Raw genomic sequence first — 16,152 nt, 5'->3', positions numbered from 1 at the left:
GACTAAAAAATAGGATGAAAAAACTTTTAAGGTTTGTCCGAAAGAAATTCAGGGAATAGTATAGGCAGAAAGCATGATACATCTATTATATATTATTTTGCGGGGGGTATAAAAATGGCAGATTATAATAATGTGCTCGTTGCCGTTGATGGTTCTGATGAATCAAAAATAGCTTTAAATAAAGCGCTTCACCTGGCAAAGGAAAATAATGCCGCCCTCATTATCGTTCACATCATAGATACCCGTACTTTTGCCACGATAGAACAGTATGACCGTACCATTGTATCCCGGGCTGAAAATTACGGTCAGGAATTATTGGAACAGTACAAAGAAGAAGCCAAACAGGCGGGCATTAACAATGTAACAACTGTCATCGATTTTGGTTCCCCTAAAGTGAAAATTCCTAAAGATATCGCTAAGCGGTATCATGCTGATTTGATTATTACCGGGGCGACCGGGTTAAACGCGGTAGAGCGGATGCTTATAGGAAGTGTATCAGAAGCTATTGCCAGACAGGCAAAATGCGACGTTCTTATTGTCCGGAGCTGACATGGATATAATAAAACAGGGCTGTTCTCTTGTTGGAGTCAGCCCTTTTCCTTTGACGGCTTAAGGTTTTAATACCACTTTAATACAGTCATCATGCTTTTCATCAAAAATATCATACCCGTGTTCTGCCTGCTCCATCGGGAGACGATGGGAAATAATGTCCGCCGGGTTAAATTCTTCTTTCATTATCTTTTTATATAACTCTGGAATGTAATGGATGATTGGAGCCTGCCCCATTTTTAAGGTGATATTTCGGGCAAACAAATCCCCTAATGGAAAAGCATTATATCTCGTACCATACACGCCTACAATACTGATCATACCGCCTTTTCGTACACATCGGCTTGCCAGGACAATCGGCCCCATGGTACCTCCCTGCAGTTTTAATGCAGTCTCTACCATTTCCACTGGATTCTTTTTGCCGTCCATTCCTACACAATCAATGACAGCATCCGCCCCGCCTTTTGTAATTTCTTTTAAATGGCTGCCTAAATCATCGTATTGGGAAAAATCAAAGGTTTCTACCTGATTTGATTGACTGGCATGGGCAAGACGGTATTGGACGTAATCAACCGCAATGACACGTTCAGCCCCTTTCATCCATGCAAATTTCTGGGCAAGCAGTCCTACCGGCCCGCACCCTAACACAATGACGGTCTCCCCTTTTTTTACTTCGGCTTGTTCAACACCCCAATAAGCTGTGGGAATGATATCTGATAAGAAGAGCAGCTTTTCATCTTCCAATTCACAGTTTTCTGGTACAACAAAAGGCGTGAAATTACCATACGGTACTCGCAGCAGTTCGGCCTGGCCGCCGGGATAGCCGCCAAACGTGCCGGAGTATCCAAAGTAAGCTCCTGCTTCTCCGTTGGGGTTAGAGTTGTCACATTGGCTTTCTAATTCATGCCGGCAGTAATAGCATTCACCGCAGGCAATATTAAAAGGCACTATAACCCGGTCCCCCTTTTTCACCTTTGTTACCTCCGGCCCGGTTTCTTCAACTATGCCCATTGGCTCGTGCCCAATAATATATCCTTCCGGAAAATGCGGAATCATGCCGTGAACCAAATGCAGATCCGAGCCGCATATGGCTGTACTGGTGATACGGACGAGAATATCATCTTTTTTTTCAAGGGCCGCATTTGGAACTTCCTTTACTTTTACATCCTTGATTCCCTGATAGGTTACAGCTTTCATCGATCGATCCCCTCATTTTTTAAGAAAGTCACGACTAGTCTGTCCTGATCAGAATTTTTTTATGTCTTTGCTAGGATTTTCCGCTTTTGGGCTATCCCTCTTATTGTGCCTATATTAACGAATTTACTACTTCAAGATTAAATTTTACCATCCCCCCAAATCTGCATGTTCCATTATACATCCTGTCAGCCTAAATCCGGCTGCTTTTCCGCCCCTCATGAGTAAATAATTATTAAATAACGACCCCCACCCGTACTAAAAAAAGGACTGCCCGTTTCAGCAGTCCTTCTATTACTTTTGACCTATCCTATTTTTAGCAGAATCCATTGCCTTCCGCACCTGTTCAAATCCTGTTCCTCCGGCGCTGTTTCGACGCGCTACAACCGTGGCTGGTTTGAGTACTTCATAAATATCTTCTTCAAATAGAGAACTGGCCTGTTTATAATCTTTCAAGGAGAGATCCAGCAGGTATATGTCTTTTTCTATACATTGAAGGACCAGTTTGCCGACGACCTCATGCGCCTCCCGAAAAGGAAGGCCTTTCGAAGCGAGATAATCAGCCAATTCTGTTGCATTGGAAAAATCAGAATGTGTTTCTTTTGCCATCACGTCCGTGTTGACTCTCATCGTTTCCACCATGCCGGTGAATATCTTCAGCGAGCCTTGAAGGGTAGCGACGGTATCGAACATTCCTTCTTTATCTTCCTGCATATCTTTATTATAGGCAAGCGGCAGCCCTTTCAGCAGTGTAAGCAGCGAAACAAAATTACCATAGACGCGGCCGGATTTTCCACGAACCAACTCTGCCATATCTGGATTTTTCTTCTGCGGCATAATGCTGCTTCCTGTAGCAAACGTGTCATCCAGCTCAATAAAATTGAATTCCTGGCTCGACCAAAGAATCATTTCCTCTGACAAACGAGACAAATGCATCATAATCATGGAAGCGGCACTCATGAACTCGAGAATGAAATCCCGGTCACTTACAGCATCCAAGCTGTTTTCGTAAATCGAATCAAATCCCAGCAGTTCGGCAGAGTACTCACGGTCAATTGGAAATGTTGTACCGGCAAGAGCGCCGGCTCCCAGCGGCGAAATATTTAAACGTTTCATACTGTCTTTCAGTCTTCCATAATCCCGCTCCAGCATCCAAAAATAAGCCATGAGATGGTGGGCAAACGATATCGGCTGCGCTCTCTGCAGGTGTGTATACCCAGGGATGATGGTCTCCACATGTTCTTCTGCCTGACTAAGAAGGGCCTGCTGCAGCTGCTTGACCGCTTCCATGGTCTCTTCCGTATGTTTGCGCAAATACAAATGCATATCCGTAGCAATTTGATCGTTCCGGCTCCGTCCGGTGTGCAGCTTTCCGCCGGCCGGGCCGATTTCGTCCGTTAACAATTTCTCCAGGTTTAAATGAATGTCTTCATTTTGGACGGAATATTCCAGTTCATTATTCTTTGCTTTTTCAAGCAGTATGTCCAGTCCATTTTTTATCGTTGATGCCTCTTCTTCTGTCAGGATCCCGCAGGCGGCCAGCATTTTAACATGCGCCAGACTGCCTTCAATATCTTCTTCCACAAGTTCTTTATCAAAAGGAATGGATGCCCCAAAGGCATCCACCCAATCTTCTGCACTTTTTGTGAATCTTCCGCCCCACAGTTTCATTAGACGTTAACACCTTTCTTGTTGACCATGCTGTGTACTTTGGTAGGAAGTCCCCACAGATTGATAAAGCCAACTGCAGACTGGTGATCGAATTCGTCGTCCGGTGTATAGGTGGCAAGCTTCTCATTATAGAGAGAAAGATCAGATTTTCTGCCTTCTACAATAGCGTGGCCTTTAAACAACTTCACTCTCACCAGGCCGGTCACATTCTGCTGTGTTTCTTTCAAGAAAGCTTCCAGACCGTTTCTAATCTGGGAAAACCACAGACCGTCATAAATAACCTCGGAAAGTTTTTTCTCAATCGTTGGTTTGAAATGAGCTACTTCTTTCGGGAGGGTAAGGTCTTCCAACTCCTTATGGGCTTTGATCAGTGTCATAGCCCCCGGGCATTCATAAACTTCTCTTGATTTAATACCAACCATTCTGTTTTCGACATGATCGATTCTGCCGACACCGTGCTTTCCTGCGATGCTGTTCAACTTCAGAATTAAATCATCCAGCTGATAGGCCTTCCCGTTCAGTGCTGTCGGTTTCCCCTGCAGAAATTCAATTTCCACCATATCCGGCTCATCCGGTGTTTTCTCAAGCGGTGCAGTCAATTCATAAGCACCTTCCGGCGGAGTTGCCCATGGATCTTCCAGGACACCACACTCATTACTTCTTCCCCATAAGTTCTGATCAACCGAGTATGGATTATCGAGATCAATTGGGATCGGGATCTCGTGACTTTTTGCATATTCAATTTCTTCATCTCTCGACCAGCCCCACTCTCTGACCGGAGCCATCACTTCAAGCTCGGGATTCAGAGCCTGGATCGATACTTCAAATCTCACCTGATCGTTGCCTTTGCCGGTGCAACCGTGTGCCACAGCATCTGCATTTGTCTGCTCGGCAATTTCCACAAGTTTTTTAGAAATCAGCGGTCTCGATAAAGCCGAAACCAGCGGGTATTTTTGTTCATACAATGTATGGGCCTGCATCGCCGGCAGTACAAATTCCTCCGCAAATTCTTTCTTGGCATCAACCGTATAAGATTGCACCGCTCCTACCTGCAACGCTTTTTCTTTCACAAATTCCAGATCCTTGCCTTCCCCAACGTCAAGTCCTACCGCTACGACATCATATCCCTGGTCTGACAGCCACTGAATGGCAACAGATGTATCTAATCCCCCGGAGTACGCCAATACTACTTTCTTGTTTGCCATCTTTCTATACCCTCCATCTTCAGGTGAATATTAATACTGAAGTTATTATTTTTATACATTTTCGTGCAAAAATAGGAGAGGCTTCCTGCCTCACTTCTATAACGCCTGCATTCATTGTCTGCTGTTAATAATACTTTAACAAGAGAATGATGGTTTTGCAATACTTATTCATAAAAAAGCATAAAAATTTATTTCTTTCTTTTTCCATCCAATCCTTCTTCAGCCGGAATAAACATTCTTTATCCCTTTTGTTCTCACGTTTTAAACTGGTTCTATAAAATGGAGAATGGTTTAAAAAAGAAATGGAGGGATCATGAAATATACATTTATATTCAATAATGGCCTAAAGTGTTACCGTTATTCCGGAGGTGTTTGATTTTCCGCGGTTGTCCGGAGTATCGAAGATAATGTTGAAGCGAGCTAACTGAAAGCACACCAGCGCCCGCTTCCATCTTGTATAAAGGCTGGCCGGACGCCTTTTTAAGAAGTATTATTTCCCGAGGCGCATCGTGTCACGGGCTATCATGACTTCCTCATTCGTCGGGATGATAAGAATTTTTACCGGGGCACCGTCCTTATTAATAAATGCTTCCCGGCCTCTGGTGTTATTTCTCCCGGGATCCAGGTGAAGGCCCATAAATTCCAGCCCCCTGCACACCTTTTCTCTTACCATCTGACTGTTTTCACCGACACCCGCTGTAAATATCACACCATCCAACCCGTTCATACTTGCAGCATAAGTCCCAATATATTTGTGAATACGCACCGTATAAATGTCTAACGCTGTCTGGGCCTTGTCACTTCCGGCTTCCGCTTTTTCTTCGACATCGCGGAGGTCACTGGAGTGCTCACTTAATCCGAGAATACCGCTTTTTTTGTTTAACATCGAAATGACGTCTTCCGCAGTCTGTCCTGTTTTTTCCATGATATAGGGAATCAGCGCCGGATCAATATTCCCGGAACGCGTTCCCATCGTCACTCCGGCAAGTGGCGTAAAGCCCATCGATGTATCTACCGATCGTCCCCCGTCTATGGCCGTTACACTTACTCCGTTACCGATATGGCAGGATACCAGCTTCAGTTCTTCCTGCGGCTTCTCCATCAGCTGCGCTGCCCGTTCTCCGACATATTTATGAGAGGTGCCGTGGAACCCGTATTTCCGTATCCCAAACTGTGTGTAATAATCATAAGGTATACTATATAAATATTTTTCTGCTGGCATCGTTTGATGGAATGCTGTATCAAACACTGCCACAGCCGGCACATCCGGAAGAAGTTCCCGAAATGCACGGATGCCCGTTAAATTCGCCGGGTTATGAAGGGGAGCAAGTTCACTGACATCTTCAACAGCCTGAATGACTTCGTCTGTAATCAGGACGGAATCTGCAAATTTTTCTCCTCCATGAACGACGCGGTGGCCGATCCCATCTATTTCATGAAGGGAAGCAATAATATTATAATAGGTGAGACAATCGAGCAGTTTTTTTACAGCCTGCTCATGATCAGGAATAGACAGCTGTTCTTCCCGCTTTTCCTCCCCCGACTCTATCGTAATTTCCGGACGGTCCAGTCCGATTCGTTCCACCTGTCCCTTTGCTATCAGTTTTTCTTCGGGCATTTGCAGCAGCTGGAATTTCAAAGAAGAACTTCCCGCATTCACTGCCATGATCTTTGCCATGATAACGCTCCTTTATCGTACATTTTCGCCTGGGCGAATCCATCTTCTCCTTTTCACCTTATCTATTTAAACACCAGCTTTTCCGAAATGCAAGAAACCCCTGCGGGATCAACGATATTCAATACATTCAAGAAATTCAGACTTGTATGCGCTATAAAAAAAGAAGTACCGATGAGGCGGATTATTTAATAAACAGCTGCCTTGTTTTTCTTTACACCAAAAAAGAGGACCTCCATTTTAGGTCCCCTTCCCTAAAGAAGAAAAATTCGAGCTGCTTCAGCTGCTGAATCCTTCTTCTTTAAACCATTTATCCATTTGTTTCATCATATCAAGCAGGGCTTCCTGATTGTTAAACGATGGAAGTTCGGCAAGGAGAGCCTGGCCGGGCTGGACCACTTCCGGTCCTTTCTTCTGAAGGAGCCAGATGCTCTTGCCTGCCTGTTCTGTTTTAAACATGGAGGACGGCAGCTGAAGCAATCCGAGAATGACCGCTTCCTCTTTAATATAGGTGTGAAGGGCCGGTGCTTCTTCGCTTTCAAACATAAAGTTAGGAATAAGCAGGATGAAAAAGCCGCCTGGTTTTACGTTTGCCATGCATTTTTCTATCAAAAGGTGGTGGACATAGGAACGGCCTTCTTTGGACTTCAGGTGAAACCCCTCTGCCACCTCTTCTTTTGGATAATACCCCACAGGAAGATCAGAAACAATGACATCCACTTCCGGGGAAGCAAGCTGTTCTATGCTGTCCTGATGAAACAGCTCTACATCGTGCTCCTGCAGGTTAGACAATACATAGGCGATTTTAAGAAGGGTTTCATCCACTTCCGCCCCGTACGCTGCTGTTTCTTTTGACATCTGGTTTAACACAGCACTTAATAAGTTAGCTGTTCCTGCAGCTGGATCGAGCAGCGCAAGCGATTCTCTTTTTGATGTTAGTTTCTCCACAAGATATCCCATAAACATAGCTACAGCATCCGGCGTCATGGCATGATGCGGCTGGACCGCTTCTTTCATCCCTTTAATAACAGCAAGCTGAAAGGCCTTGCGGATCTCTTCTTTTTTCATTTCCTCCGGAAGTTCTTCATCCAGCTTCTTTGCCAGTCGTTTGTTCTCTTCGTCGGGAAGTGTTTGAACAATTCGATGCTGAAACACATTTTCTCCCGCTTCTGCCAACGCTTCGAGATAGGTTACATCCGTATGCTGCTGAATAGAAGATGCCATATCATCGATTAACGTGTGCAGTTTTTCCACTTCTGTAACTGGTTCCACGACACATCGCCCTTTCTCGTTCTGTTCTTTCGAAAGTATAGCAGAAATTCTCAAACGGAAAAAACATTCCGTCAATGGAAAGAAGCTGAACCAAATGTGCGTTACATGCTGAGGCCTCCGCTGCAGGCGGACGCTTGCCGCGGGCAGCGCCTCAGCTACATCAATGGAGGAAGATCAGCTAAGTTCGGCACGTCCTGTGCCAACGCCGATCTGACCCGCTTCCTGCGGGCCCAAACACCGTTTGATGGGATCTTCGGCTGCTGCTTGAAAAGGAAACAGGCTAAAACCGCCACATCATGTGGCAACGCCTGCATGACCAACATCCTGTTGGCCCGGAGCCGCCGCCTTCCACTTCTGCCTCGGTTATCACAGGAAAGGGGGCTGTACCTTTTGATACAGCCCCCTCCTGTACTTTTTATTCCGCAGCTTTTGCCGCTTCAATAGCTGCATCGTAATCAGGATGATTGGTTGCTTCGGGAACATATTCCGTGTAAGTGACCTCTCCATCACTGTTGATCACAAAAATGGAACGTGCGAGCAATCGCAGCTCCTCTATCGCTACTCCGTAATTCTCTCCGAAAGAAAGGTCACGGTGGTCCGAGAGCATCTGGAGGTTGTCGACCCCGGCAGCGGCACACCATCTTTTCTGTGCAAACGGGAGATCACAGCTGATCGTCAGGACTTCCACGCCATCCAGTACGGCTGCTTCTTCGTTAAAACGCCGGGTCTGCTGATCACACACCCCGGTATCAACAGAGGGAACGACACTGATTAAACGAACCTTTCCTTTCGTATCTTCCAGCGTTACTTCCGATAAATCGTTAGCAAGCACCGTAAAGTCCGGCGCTTTTTCTCCCAGTTTTACTTCACTGCCTCTCAAGGTCATGGGAGTTCCTTTAAACGTTACTTCCGCCATAATAGCTTCTCCTCCTTTAAACGTTATGTACAACTCTATCGTACGCCTTTTGAGAAAATTTATCAATTATGGCGGAAGCTTCCCCTTCCATATAAAAACCCGGGAGAAGAATGTTTTCCCCGGGCCATAAATTAAAACGGAGGATCTTCCGTTTGATTGTTTTGATCTGTCTGGGTTCCCTTCAACATATCTTGTATTTTTTCCACAACCTGGGGGGTGAACTCCAGGAGTTTCTCATACAAGTGTGTATTTTCGTCCAGGTGTACCATTTTGATCCCTTTTGTCCCTACTACAAGAAAGGCGATCGGTGTAATGGAAACTCCACCACCGCTGCCTCCGCCAAAAGGGTGCTCCAAAGCAGTTTCCGAACGTTCTTTTCCAAAGAATTCACTGCCGCCTGCAGCAAATCCAAACCCAACTTTCGTAACTGGTATAATAACACTGCCATCCGGAGTTTCTACAGGATCTCCGACAATGGTGTTCACATCCACCATTTCCTTTAAATTTTCCATTGCCGTCCGCATCAAGCCCTGGATTGGATGATCTGTCATCAGGATGCTTCCTCCCTTCTCGTTTCCGCTTTTGCTTTCTGCCACAGCGCAAATACGTTTCCTTTTAAATGTTTGAGGACACGAATGCCGGTAATGATAGCATGCCCGAGACGTACGGTCACCATACATAAAAACTCTGCTTCAAAGCGCTGATTCTGAAAATCCGGAGAAATTTCGACTTCCGGGGTACATTTCAGTCTGCATACGGCAGATAATAGACCAACGGCCATATGTTTGACGGTCCAGCAGGAACCAGAAAGAAAACCGGTCCATGCTGCATCTCCCGTGCCAAACCTGCTTCTCCAGCATAGTTTTTTTATTTTCCATTTATTTAAAAAAGAAAAAAGAAGCGGGCGTAATTCATTAACATGACTCAGCCATAAACGAAACGATTCCATCTGGCTTTTCATTTCTTCCGGGGTTTCTTTAATATCTTTTTCTTCTGATTTTCCAGGTGTTGATTTGGTTTCTTCTTTCATTACGATAGAACCGGTTTCTTCTTCCAAAGCAATCATAGGCAGGTGGATGGTTTTGTAAAAAACATGCCACATGGTAATCTTTACCCTGATATCCTGCTGCTTTTTTTGATACAGTACATGCAGGGTCACACTCACGGGAGTTATACCTGCTAGTATCAATAATAATACGAATACAGCTGCTGCTCCTGCCATCCATTCCATATACCCAATGCCGCCTTTATTTAGGTTCCTCTCCAGTATAACCAAAACTTTCCTTTTTTAATCAAAAAAAGCGCCGGTTCATAGACCAGACGCTTTTTGATACTCGCTTCCTTTTGAGGTACCTTTTTCCATCAACGATTTATATGAATCGTTCGTGATTTGTTATTCGTCAGGCTGCCGCTTGCATTAATCCAGATTCTTTCATCATTTTTCCCCATGAATAACACGGGTGTCTGCAATAGCATCATGGATTCCCTGCTTTTGGTCGGTAAAGCCAACAACAATATACATGATATTGGTGAGGACAAGACTGCGGTACATAAAGCGTCCGACGACCTCTCTGAATACAAGATCCGACCAGCGCAGCGGAAGGGTATCTTTACGGATTACCTTCAACCCGAACACCATCTTTCCAAGGGTCTGGCCCCGCCATTTTGTCATAAATAAAAAATACAAATAGGCGGTCACAGCACTTAGTATTCCCTGCATAGTGAAAAAGCTTAATATCGTCACAGTCCCGCTTCCGGAGAACAATAACGGGCTTAATACAACACCGTTCAAACTAAATACCACCACAAGATCTAACAGATAGGCCCAGAACCTTAACCAAAACCCTGCATAATGAAAGACAGGCGAATCCTTCTGTTCCGTCTCCTTCCCCATCGTCTCTTCGTCGTTTCGATCCTCCAGCTCGTTCCTCTCGTTCTTCTCATTATTTGAATCCATATCCATCCAGCGCACCCCCTACTCTGTGTATAAGTACATGGCCCGCGGTGTATTGGAGTCCATCAGAATATCCTTGATGCCAAGAAGATCAGCATCATCGACAAGGAGACTCCGCGCAGAAGTACCCAAAAATTGATTGAAATTAAAGGCATCAGACTGATAACGAACCACAGCAGGATTGTTCATCCCTTCGTCTTCTGCCATGGAAGCAATAGTATCATCCAATGTCCCCAGTTCATCCACCAGACCAAGTTCCTGTGCCTGTTCTCCGGAATAAACACGGCCGTCTCCGATGTCCCGTACTTCTTCTTCAGACATATCCCTGCCATTTGCAATCACGGAAACAAAGTCCTGATAGAAATCATCCACGAGTGTCTGTAATATTTCTTGTTCGTTTTCCGTCATGTCACGGTTTCCAGACATAATATCCTTGAATTCTCCACTTTTGATGGTCTGAAACTCCACCCCGATGTCTTCCGCCAAATCGGAATAATTGATGCTTTGCATGATAACACCGATGGAACCAGTAACAGTGGCCGGATGTGCGACTATTTTGTCAGCCGGAGCAGAGATGTAGTATCCACCGGAAGCGGCAGTATTACCCATTGAAATATAAACCGGTTTGTTGCTTTGTTCCTGAACATCTACAATTCTGTCATGAATCTCTGCGCTTTCCACGACACCCCCTCCAGGTGTGTTCACCTGCAGGATAATGCCATCCACCGATGGGTTCTCCCCTGCGCTTTTTAACGTGCGAAGGAACTGCCGGTGATTATAAGTACCACTGTTCATAATGCCCGGGGTTTCTCCTGTGTCCTGAATAGTCCCCTGGAGCTCAATGACCGCAATTTTTCCATCTCCTCCCCCGTCTTCGATAACCCGTTCCTGGATGCCGTTTTCACTGCCGGCAAACATGTTCTCCATATTTGCCGTAGCCAGCGATCCGGCAAATTGGAAACCGATCGAAACGACAAATAATAGTGCTGCCACTCCTAGTGCAATCCATCTTTTTGCATTCAAAATAATGCCCTCCTCTATGTTTTAATCGAGCTGTACTGAAAAGTTTCATTAATCACAGTACCTTTTACTGTCGCGTTTACTATATCGTCCACGGGGATGTGGAAAATATCTTCTTCCAGTATGGTAAAATCCGCCCGAAACCCCGGCGCTATTTTTCCTAATTCGTTTTCCTGCCCGGTCGCTGCCGCGCTTCCCGTCGTATAGAGGGAAACTGCCTCAAAACGTGTTAATTTTTGTTCAGGAAGAAATCCTTGGTGGTCCTCATTAGGTTTCCGGCGGGCAATCGCAGCATGGATGCCCTGCAGCGGATCCACCGGCTCAATCGGGGCGTCAGAGCTTCCAGCACAGTTTAATCCAGCGTCCAAAAGAGTTTTCCAGGCAAAGGAGCTGGTAAGGCGTTTTTGTCCCAGCCTTTCTTCCACCCAGGGAAAATCCGAGAGAACAAAACGCGGCTGAAGATCAAACACGGCCTCCATCTGCTGCAATCGTTCAATTAAGTCCGGAGGCGTCACTTGAGCATGGATCAATCTGTCCCGTTTTCCTTCCGGCGGAGGATGCTCCTCGAGCACATCCACTGTATACTCCAACGCCCGGTCTCCAATTACATGGACCGCTACCGGCATTTGCTCTTTCCGGGCAGATATTACTATTTTTTCCATCCCTTTTTTGGAATGAATCGCCACCCCGGACGTCTCCGGAGCGTCATTATAAGGATCGCGCAGTAAGGCAGTTCTCCCGCCAAGAGCGCCATCGGCAAATATCTTCACAGCACCGAAGGAAAGGGAGTCATCGACCGGGCCGTATTCATAACCTTCTTCCCGCATATTTTCCAGCACTTCATGGTGCACAAGCAGATTGGTCCGGAATGTCCGCCCTTGTTTTGTTATGGTATCCTCAAATACACGAAACGTTCGGAGGAACCCACCATAATAATTCAAATCTTCCGTATGACCGCCCGTTAATCCGAGCTGAATCATAGATTGCACAGCAGTTTCAAGAGCTTTCCGCAAGTCTTCATCACGGACTGGCGGCATTACATGTTTCACTAAATCCGCTGCCTGGTCAAGAAGATATCCTGTAGGTTCTCCTTCATTATCTCGAACAATAATACCGCCTTCCGGATCAGGAGTGTCTTTTGTAATACCGGCGTACTGCAGGGCCAAAGAATTGGCTAATGCAGCATGCCGGCAGATTCTGGTTAGCAGAACAGGCTGCTCCGGAGCAATCTCATCAAGTTCCAGACGGTGAAATATTTTTCGGTCGGAAAAATTATTCTCATTCCATCCTTCTCCTGTCAGCCATTTCCCTTTTTCAAGAAAATGTGATTTTTCCTGAAGACTTTCCTTCATTTCTTCCGCTGAGGTACAGGCTGAAAGATCGAGACTGGTCAGCGTCTCCCCGAGTCCAATCATATGCAGATGACTGTCTGTAAATCCCGGATACATCGAAGCTCCCTGTAAATCAATTTTTTCCTCAGGGTTAAATCTGTGCTGGATTTCTATACGGTTCCCAACTGCTTTGATCCATCCATCTTCCGTATACACCGCATCTGTTTTGGCGTCTTCTTTTTCCATGGTGTAAATATTGCCGTTAAACCATAGTTTTCCCATGGCTTTCCCTCCGCTTTTCTTTCTAGTTACGATAAAAATCAGAAATCGTTTCAAATTCAGCTTAAGAAAAACTGCCCCTCTCTTCATACAGAAGAGGGGCAGCGGTGTTACAGCAAATCGTCCATGTGCTGTTCCGATTGCTTTGTCTCTCTGCCAAATGTCATCATCTCTGTATTTTCAACAGCCTCCTCCATATATGGTTCAAAATCAAAGGCCTGTTCAAACCGGGCTGCTTTATCCCGGCGTGGCTTCGTTACGGAATCTGAAGGAAGAAATATCGTACAGCAGTCTTCATAAGGAAGAATCGAAATCGGATATGTTCCGATTTTATCGGAAATATCAATAACTTCCTGCTTATCCATCGTAACGAGCGGTCTCAAAATCGGCATGTTGGTTACCTCATTGATGGTGTGCATGCTCTCCAGGGTCTGAGATGCTACCTGTCCCAAACTTTCCCCGTTTGCTAATGCTTTAATCCCTCTTTTTTCGGCAATTCTTTCGGTAATCCGCAGCATCATCCGCCGCATGATGGTCATGGCATAATTGGAAGGGATATTAGCATGAATTGCTTTCTGAAGCTCAGTAAAAGGAACCACATGCAGCGTCACGGGACCGCCGAATGCCGTTAGTACACTGGTTAAATCCTCCACTTTTTTTCTGGCCCTCTCATTCGTATAAGGAGGGCTGTGAAAGTGAACGGCCTCCAGTTCCGCTCCTCTTTTCAGAGCCAGATAGCCAGCCACCGGGCTGTCAATTCCACCAGACAGCATCAGCATAACCTTCCCTGCGGTTCCCACGGGAAGTCCGCCGGCGCCTTCGATCCGGCCGCATGTAATAAAGGTTCCCTGCTCCCGTATTTCCACATTAATTTCAATATCTGGATGGTGGACATCCACCGTGACATTGTCTGTATTTTTGAGCACGTATCCCCCGATCCGCTGATTCATTTCCTGGGAAGAAATAGGAAAGGGTTTATAGGATCTGCGGGCATTGACTTTAAAGGTCTTTTTCGCTCCACTCTGCTGCAAGAAAGCCTGAAGAGCTGTTTCCTTTATTTCTTCTTCTTTGTTGGCTGCTTTCATTGCTAAACTGAAAGAGGAAATACCAAATACATGCCGCAAGGGCTCCATGACAGTGGTCGGAGGTTCCCCGTGCAATTCAATCATAATTCGCCCAAATGTTCGTTTTACCTTACAGTTAGGGGCTCCACTTACAGCGAACCTTATATTCTGTTCCAGTTTTTTTTCAAATTGGGCTCTGTTTTTTCCTTTTAAAGCAAGTTCACCATACCGAACTAAAATATGATCATATCGCATTATTTTTTCTCTCCCATTACCTTCTTCATTTCCGGAACGATACGCTGCAAAGCAGTGACCGCCGCTTCAATCTCCGCCTCGGCCGTTTCATAAGAAAAACTAATCCGCAGCGCACTCCAAGCCCGTTCTTCTCCCAATCCAGCAGCTTTAATCACGGCGCTTGGTTCCTCCAGTTTGGAGGAACAGGCCGATTTGGTGGATACATGAATGTCCTGTCTTGTCAATTCCTGCACAAGAACCTCGGGCTTCACGCCAGGGAAGGACACATTCACAATATGGGGGGCAGAACCCGTTATCGGGGTGTTTACCTCAGCTTCTTCCATTGTTTGTAATTCTCTGATTAGATGTATTTTCAGCGACTGCAGGCGGTCATTTTCATCCTGCCGTTTTTCTTCAGAAAGGCGGAAGGCTTTTGCCATAGCGGTAATGCCCGGCACATTTTCCGTGCCGGCACGAAAAGCATTCTCCTGCTCTCCCCCGTGAAAAAGAGATGATAAAAAAACACCATTTTTTTTGAACAAGGCCCCGGTGCCTTTTAAGCCGTGAAACTTGTGAGCAGAAATCGAACATAAATCTACGTCGGACAGATCAAGAGGAACGTGAGCGGCTCCCTGAACGTGGTCCGTATGAAAAAAAAGCTTAGGGAATTGTTTGAGCTGCCGAGCCGTTTCTTCTATGGGGTTAATCGTTCCCAGTTCGTTATTCACATGGATGAGAGACACAAGAATGGTGTCTTCCCGGACCGCTTTGACTACGTTTTCCGGAGAAATACGCCCTTCTCGGTCTGCCTCCAGATAAGTGACCTCGAATCCAAACTCTTCCAGGTCCATGAATGCTTCCTTGACGGAGGGGTGCTCTACAGCAGACGTAATTAAATGTTTTCCTCTCTCCTGGTGCTTGAAAGCAATCCCTTTTATGGCAAGATTATTACTTTCCGTTCCTCCGGATGTAAAAACTATTTCCTCCGGCCGAACGCGAAGCAGCCCGGCCACTGCGGATCTGCCCTTATTCAATAATGTTTCTGCTTCCACCCCTGGATGGTGAAGAGAGGAAGGGTTGCCAAAATAATCGGAGGCTGCCTTATAATAAGCATCCAGTACTTCCGGCCACGGTTTAGTAGTCGCACTGTTGTCTAAATAAACCATTGGTGCCGCCCCTTTACTGTTTTTTATTTTAACGCTACTGGATTTTTATTTCACACGAATGCAACTTCTTATATTAACACATTTCATTATCTGAAGAAAATTCCTATTAGAAAAGACTGCCCTTTTTGGACAGCCTTTTTTTAAATACCGCTATTCATTAATAAGTTCCAGTAATTCATCGACAGGAACACTTTCCTCCGCCGGTCCCAGTGAGATTGCATTTGATTCTTCTGCATTCCTCGCAGCATTCTCTGCCTCATTCTCCTGCAGCGAAGACATCTCCGGCAGGGAAGCCTGCTCAGCCGGATGCTCCTGTGATCCGTCTTCTTCGACATTCTGTTCTGCCTCTAAGGACTTTTCCTCCGCAGGTTCCTCCGTTTTAGCAGCAAGCTTCTGTTCCGCTGTATTATCCTCATTTTCGCCGGGCGGAGTAACACCGAGAGCCTCATCAAGGTCGGCAGCCAGTTCTTCGGTTGTTTTCTCTTCCTTATTGTCAGCTTCTTCGGAATCATTATAAAGAAGCACCGTGGCCGCTGCTCCTAAAATAGTAAAGCAGATGAGAACCACCATTCCTGTCATATAGATCGGCTTCATATTCCGCCCTCCTTTCGCGCACGACTAT

General features: G+C 45.8%; 15 protein-coding genes. 1 reads left to right on the top strand and 14 read right to left on the bottom strand.

The window, feature by feature from the left end; translation table 11 throughout:
• The first annotated feature begins 114 nt into the window (after positions 1-114).
• Entirely contained in the window at positions 115-549 is a 435-nt protein-coding gene (locus tag G475_RS0111255) for a universal stress protein (protein WP_026701392.1), read from the top strand.
• Positions 550-609: 60 nt separating this feature from the next.
• Here G475_RS0111255 and G475_RS0111250 read toward each other — a convergent pair whose 3' ends face one another.
• From G475_RS0111250 to G475_RS0111180, 14 genes are all read right to left on the bottom strand, one after another.
• Positions 610-1,746 (bottom strand): zinc-dependent alcohol dehydrogenase, encoded by a 1,137-nt coding sequence (locus G475_RS0111250; RefSeq protein ID WP_026701391.1) that lies wholly within the window; start codon positions 1,744-1,746, stop codon positions 610-612.
• Between the two features lie 291 nt (positions 1,747-2,037).
• Positions 2,038-3,414, bottom strand: a complete 1,377-nt coding sequence (gene argH / locus G475_RS0111245) for an argininosuccinate lyase (RefSeq protein ID WP_026701390.1) — start codon at positions 3,412-3,414, stop codon at positions 2,038-2,040.
• Positions 3,414-4,619 carry an argininosuccinate synthase gene (locus G475_RS0111240; protein ID WP_026701389.1) on the bottom strand — a complete coding sequence of 402 codons (1,206 nt, stop codon included), beginning with the start codon at positions 4,617-4,619 and terminating at the stop codon, positions 3,414-3,416. The genes argH and G475_RS0111240 overlap by 1 nt, the downstream gene beginning before the upstream one ends.
• A gap of 490 nt (positions 4,620-5,109) precedes the next feature.
• Entirely contained in the window at positions 5,110-6,297 is a 1,188-nt protein-coding gene (locus tag G475_RS0111235) for an acetate kinase (RefSeq protein WP_026701388.1), read from the bottom strand.
• Positions 6,298-6,573: 276 nt separating this feature from the next.
• Complete coding sequence (locus G475_RS0111230; protein WP_026701387.1) at positions 6,574-7,566, bottom strand: class I SAM-dependent methyltransferase; 993 nt, start codon at positions 7,564-7,566, stop codon at positions 6,574-6,576.
• A gap of 415 nt (positions 7,567-7,981) precedes the next feature.
• The gene (tpx, locus tag G475_RS0111220) at positions 7,982-8,482 is read right to left on the bottom strand and encodes a thiol peroxidase (protein WP_026701386.1); all 501 of its coding nucleotides are present in this window, start codon (positions 8,480-8,482) and stop codon (positions 7,982-7,984) included.
• 131 nt (positions 8,483-8,613) lie between these two features.
• Entirely contained in the window at positions 8,614-9,033 is a 420-nt protein-coding gene (gene ytfJ / locus G475_RS0111215; protein WP_026701385.1) for a GerW family sporulation protein, read from the bottom strand.
• Positions 9,033-9,713, bottom strand: a complete 681-nt coding sequence (locus G475_RS0111210; protein WP_026701384.1) for a DUF2953 domain-containing protein — start codon at positions 9,711-9,713, stop codon at positions 9,033-9,035. The genes ytfJ and G475_RS0111210 overlap by 1 nt, the downstream gene beginning before the upstream one ends.
• A gap of 204 nt (positions 9,714-9,917) precedes the next feature.
• Positions 9,918-10,445 carry an RDD family protein gene (locus G475_RS0111205; protein ID WP_233275766.1) on the bottom strand — a complete coding sequence of 176 codons (528 nt, stop codon included), beginning with the start codon at positions 10,443-10,445 and terminating at the stop codon, positions 9,918-9,920.
• A gap of 12 nt (positions 10,446-10,457) precedes the next feature.
• Positions 10,458-11,459 (bottom strand): signal peptide peptidase SppA, encoded by a 1,002-nt coding sequence (sppA, locus tag G475_RS0111200; RefSeq protein WP_026701382.1) that lies wholly within the window; start codon positions 11,457-11,459, stop codon positions 10,458-10,460.
• Positions 11,460-11,473: 14 nt separating this feature from the next.
• Complete coding sequence (locus G475_RS0111195) at positions 11,474-13,069, bottom strand: amidohydrolase (protein WP_026701381.1); 1,596 nt, start codon at positions 13,067-13,069, stop codon at positions 11,474-11,476.
• A 107-nt stretch (positions 13,070-13,176) separates the two neighbouring features.
• Positions 13,177-14,388 carry a tRNA uracil 4-sulfurtransferase ThiI gene (thiI, locus tag G475_RS0111190; protein WP_026701380.1) on the bottom strand — a complete coding sequence of 404 codons (1,212 nt, stop codon included), beginning with the start codon at positions 14,386-14,388 and terminating at the stop codon, positions 13,177-13,179.
• A complete protein-coding gene (locus G475_RS0111185) occupies positions 14,385-15,530 on the bottom strand; it encodes a cysteine desulfurase family protein (protein WP_026701379.1) in 1,146 nt (381 codons plus the stop codon). Before G475_RS0111185 ends, thiI begins: the two co-directional genes overlap by 4 nt.
• Positions 15,531-15,680: 150 nt before the next feature.
• On the bottom strand, positions 15,681-16,124 hold the full coding sequence (locus tag G475_RS0111180) for a hypothetical protein (RefSeq protein WP_026701378.1): 444 nt from the start codon (positions 16,122-16,124) through the stop codon (positions 15,681-15,683).
• Between the last annotated feature and the right edge of the window lie 28 nt (positions 16,125-16,152).

Source organism: Salibacterium aidingense DSM 18341, from assembly GCF_000429685.1.
Classification (GTDB): domain Bacteria; phylum Bacillota; class Bacilli; order Bacillales; family Marinococcaceae; genus Salibacterium; species Salibacterium aidingense.
Note: the sequence above shows the minus strand (reverse complement) of the source record. Positions and strands in the feature narration are given on the sequence as shown.

Coding starts and splice junctions, on each gene's coding strand:
- G475_RS0111255 (WP_026701392.1), top strand. CDS start 115: ATGGCAGATTATAATAATGTGCTCGTTGCCGTTGATGGTTCTGATGAA.
- G475_RS0111250 (WP_026701391.1), bottom strand. CDS start 1,746: ATGAAAGCTGTAACCTATCAGGGAATCAAGGATGTAAAAGTAAAGGAA.
- argH (WP_026701390.1), bottom strand. CDS start 3,414: ATGAAACTGTGGGGCGGAAGATTCACAAAAAGTGCAGAAGATTGGGTG.
- G475_RS0111240 (WP_026701389.1), bottom strand. CDS start 4,619: ATGGCAAACAAGAAAGTAGTATTGGCGTACTCCGGGGGATTAGATACA.
- G475_RS0111235 (WP_026701388.1), bottom strand. CDS start 6,297: ATGGCAAAGATCATGGCAGTGAATGCGGGAAGTTCTTCTTTGAAATTC.
- tpx (WP_026701386.1), bottom strand. CDS start 8,482: ATGGCGGAAGTAACGTTTAAAGGAACTCCCATGACCTTGAGAGGCAGT.
- ytfJ (WP_026701385.1), bottom strand. CDS start 9,033: ATGACAGATCATCCAATCCAGGGCTTGATGCGGACGGCAATGGAAAAT.
- G475_RS0111210 (WP_026701384.1), bottom strand. CDS start 9,713: ATGGAATGGATGGCAGGAGCAGCAGCTGTATTCGTATTATTATTGATA.
- G475_RS0111205 (WP_233275766.1), bottom strand. CDS start 10,445: ATGGATATGGATTCAAATAATGAGAAGAACGAGAGGAACGAGCTGGAG.
- G475_RS0111195 (WP_026701381.1), bottom strand. CDS start 13,069: ATGGGAAAACTATGGTTTAACGGCAATATTTACACCATGGAAAAAGAA.
- G475_RS0111185 (WP_026701379.1), bottom strand. CDS start 15,530: ATGGTTTATTTAGACAACAGTGCGACTACTAAACCGTGGCCGGAAGTA.
- G475_RS0111180 (WP_026701378.1), bottom strand. CDS start 16,124: ATGAAGCCGATCTATATGACAGGAATGGTGGTTCTCATCTGCTTTACT.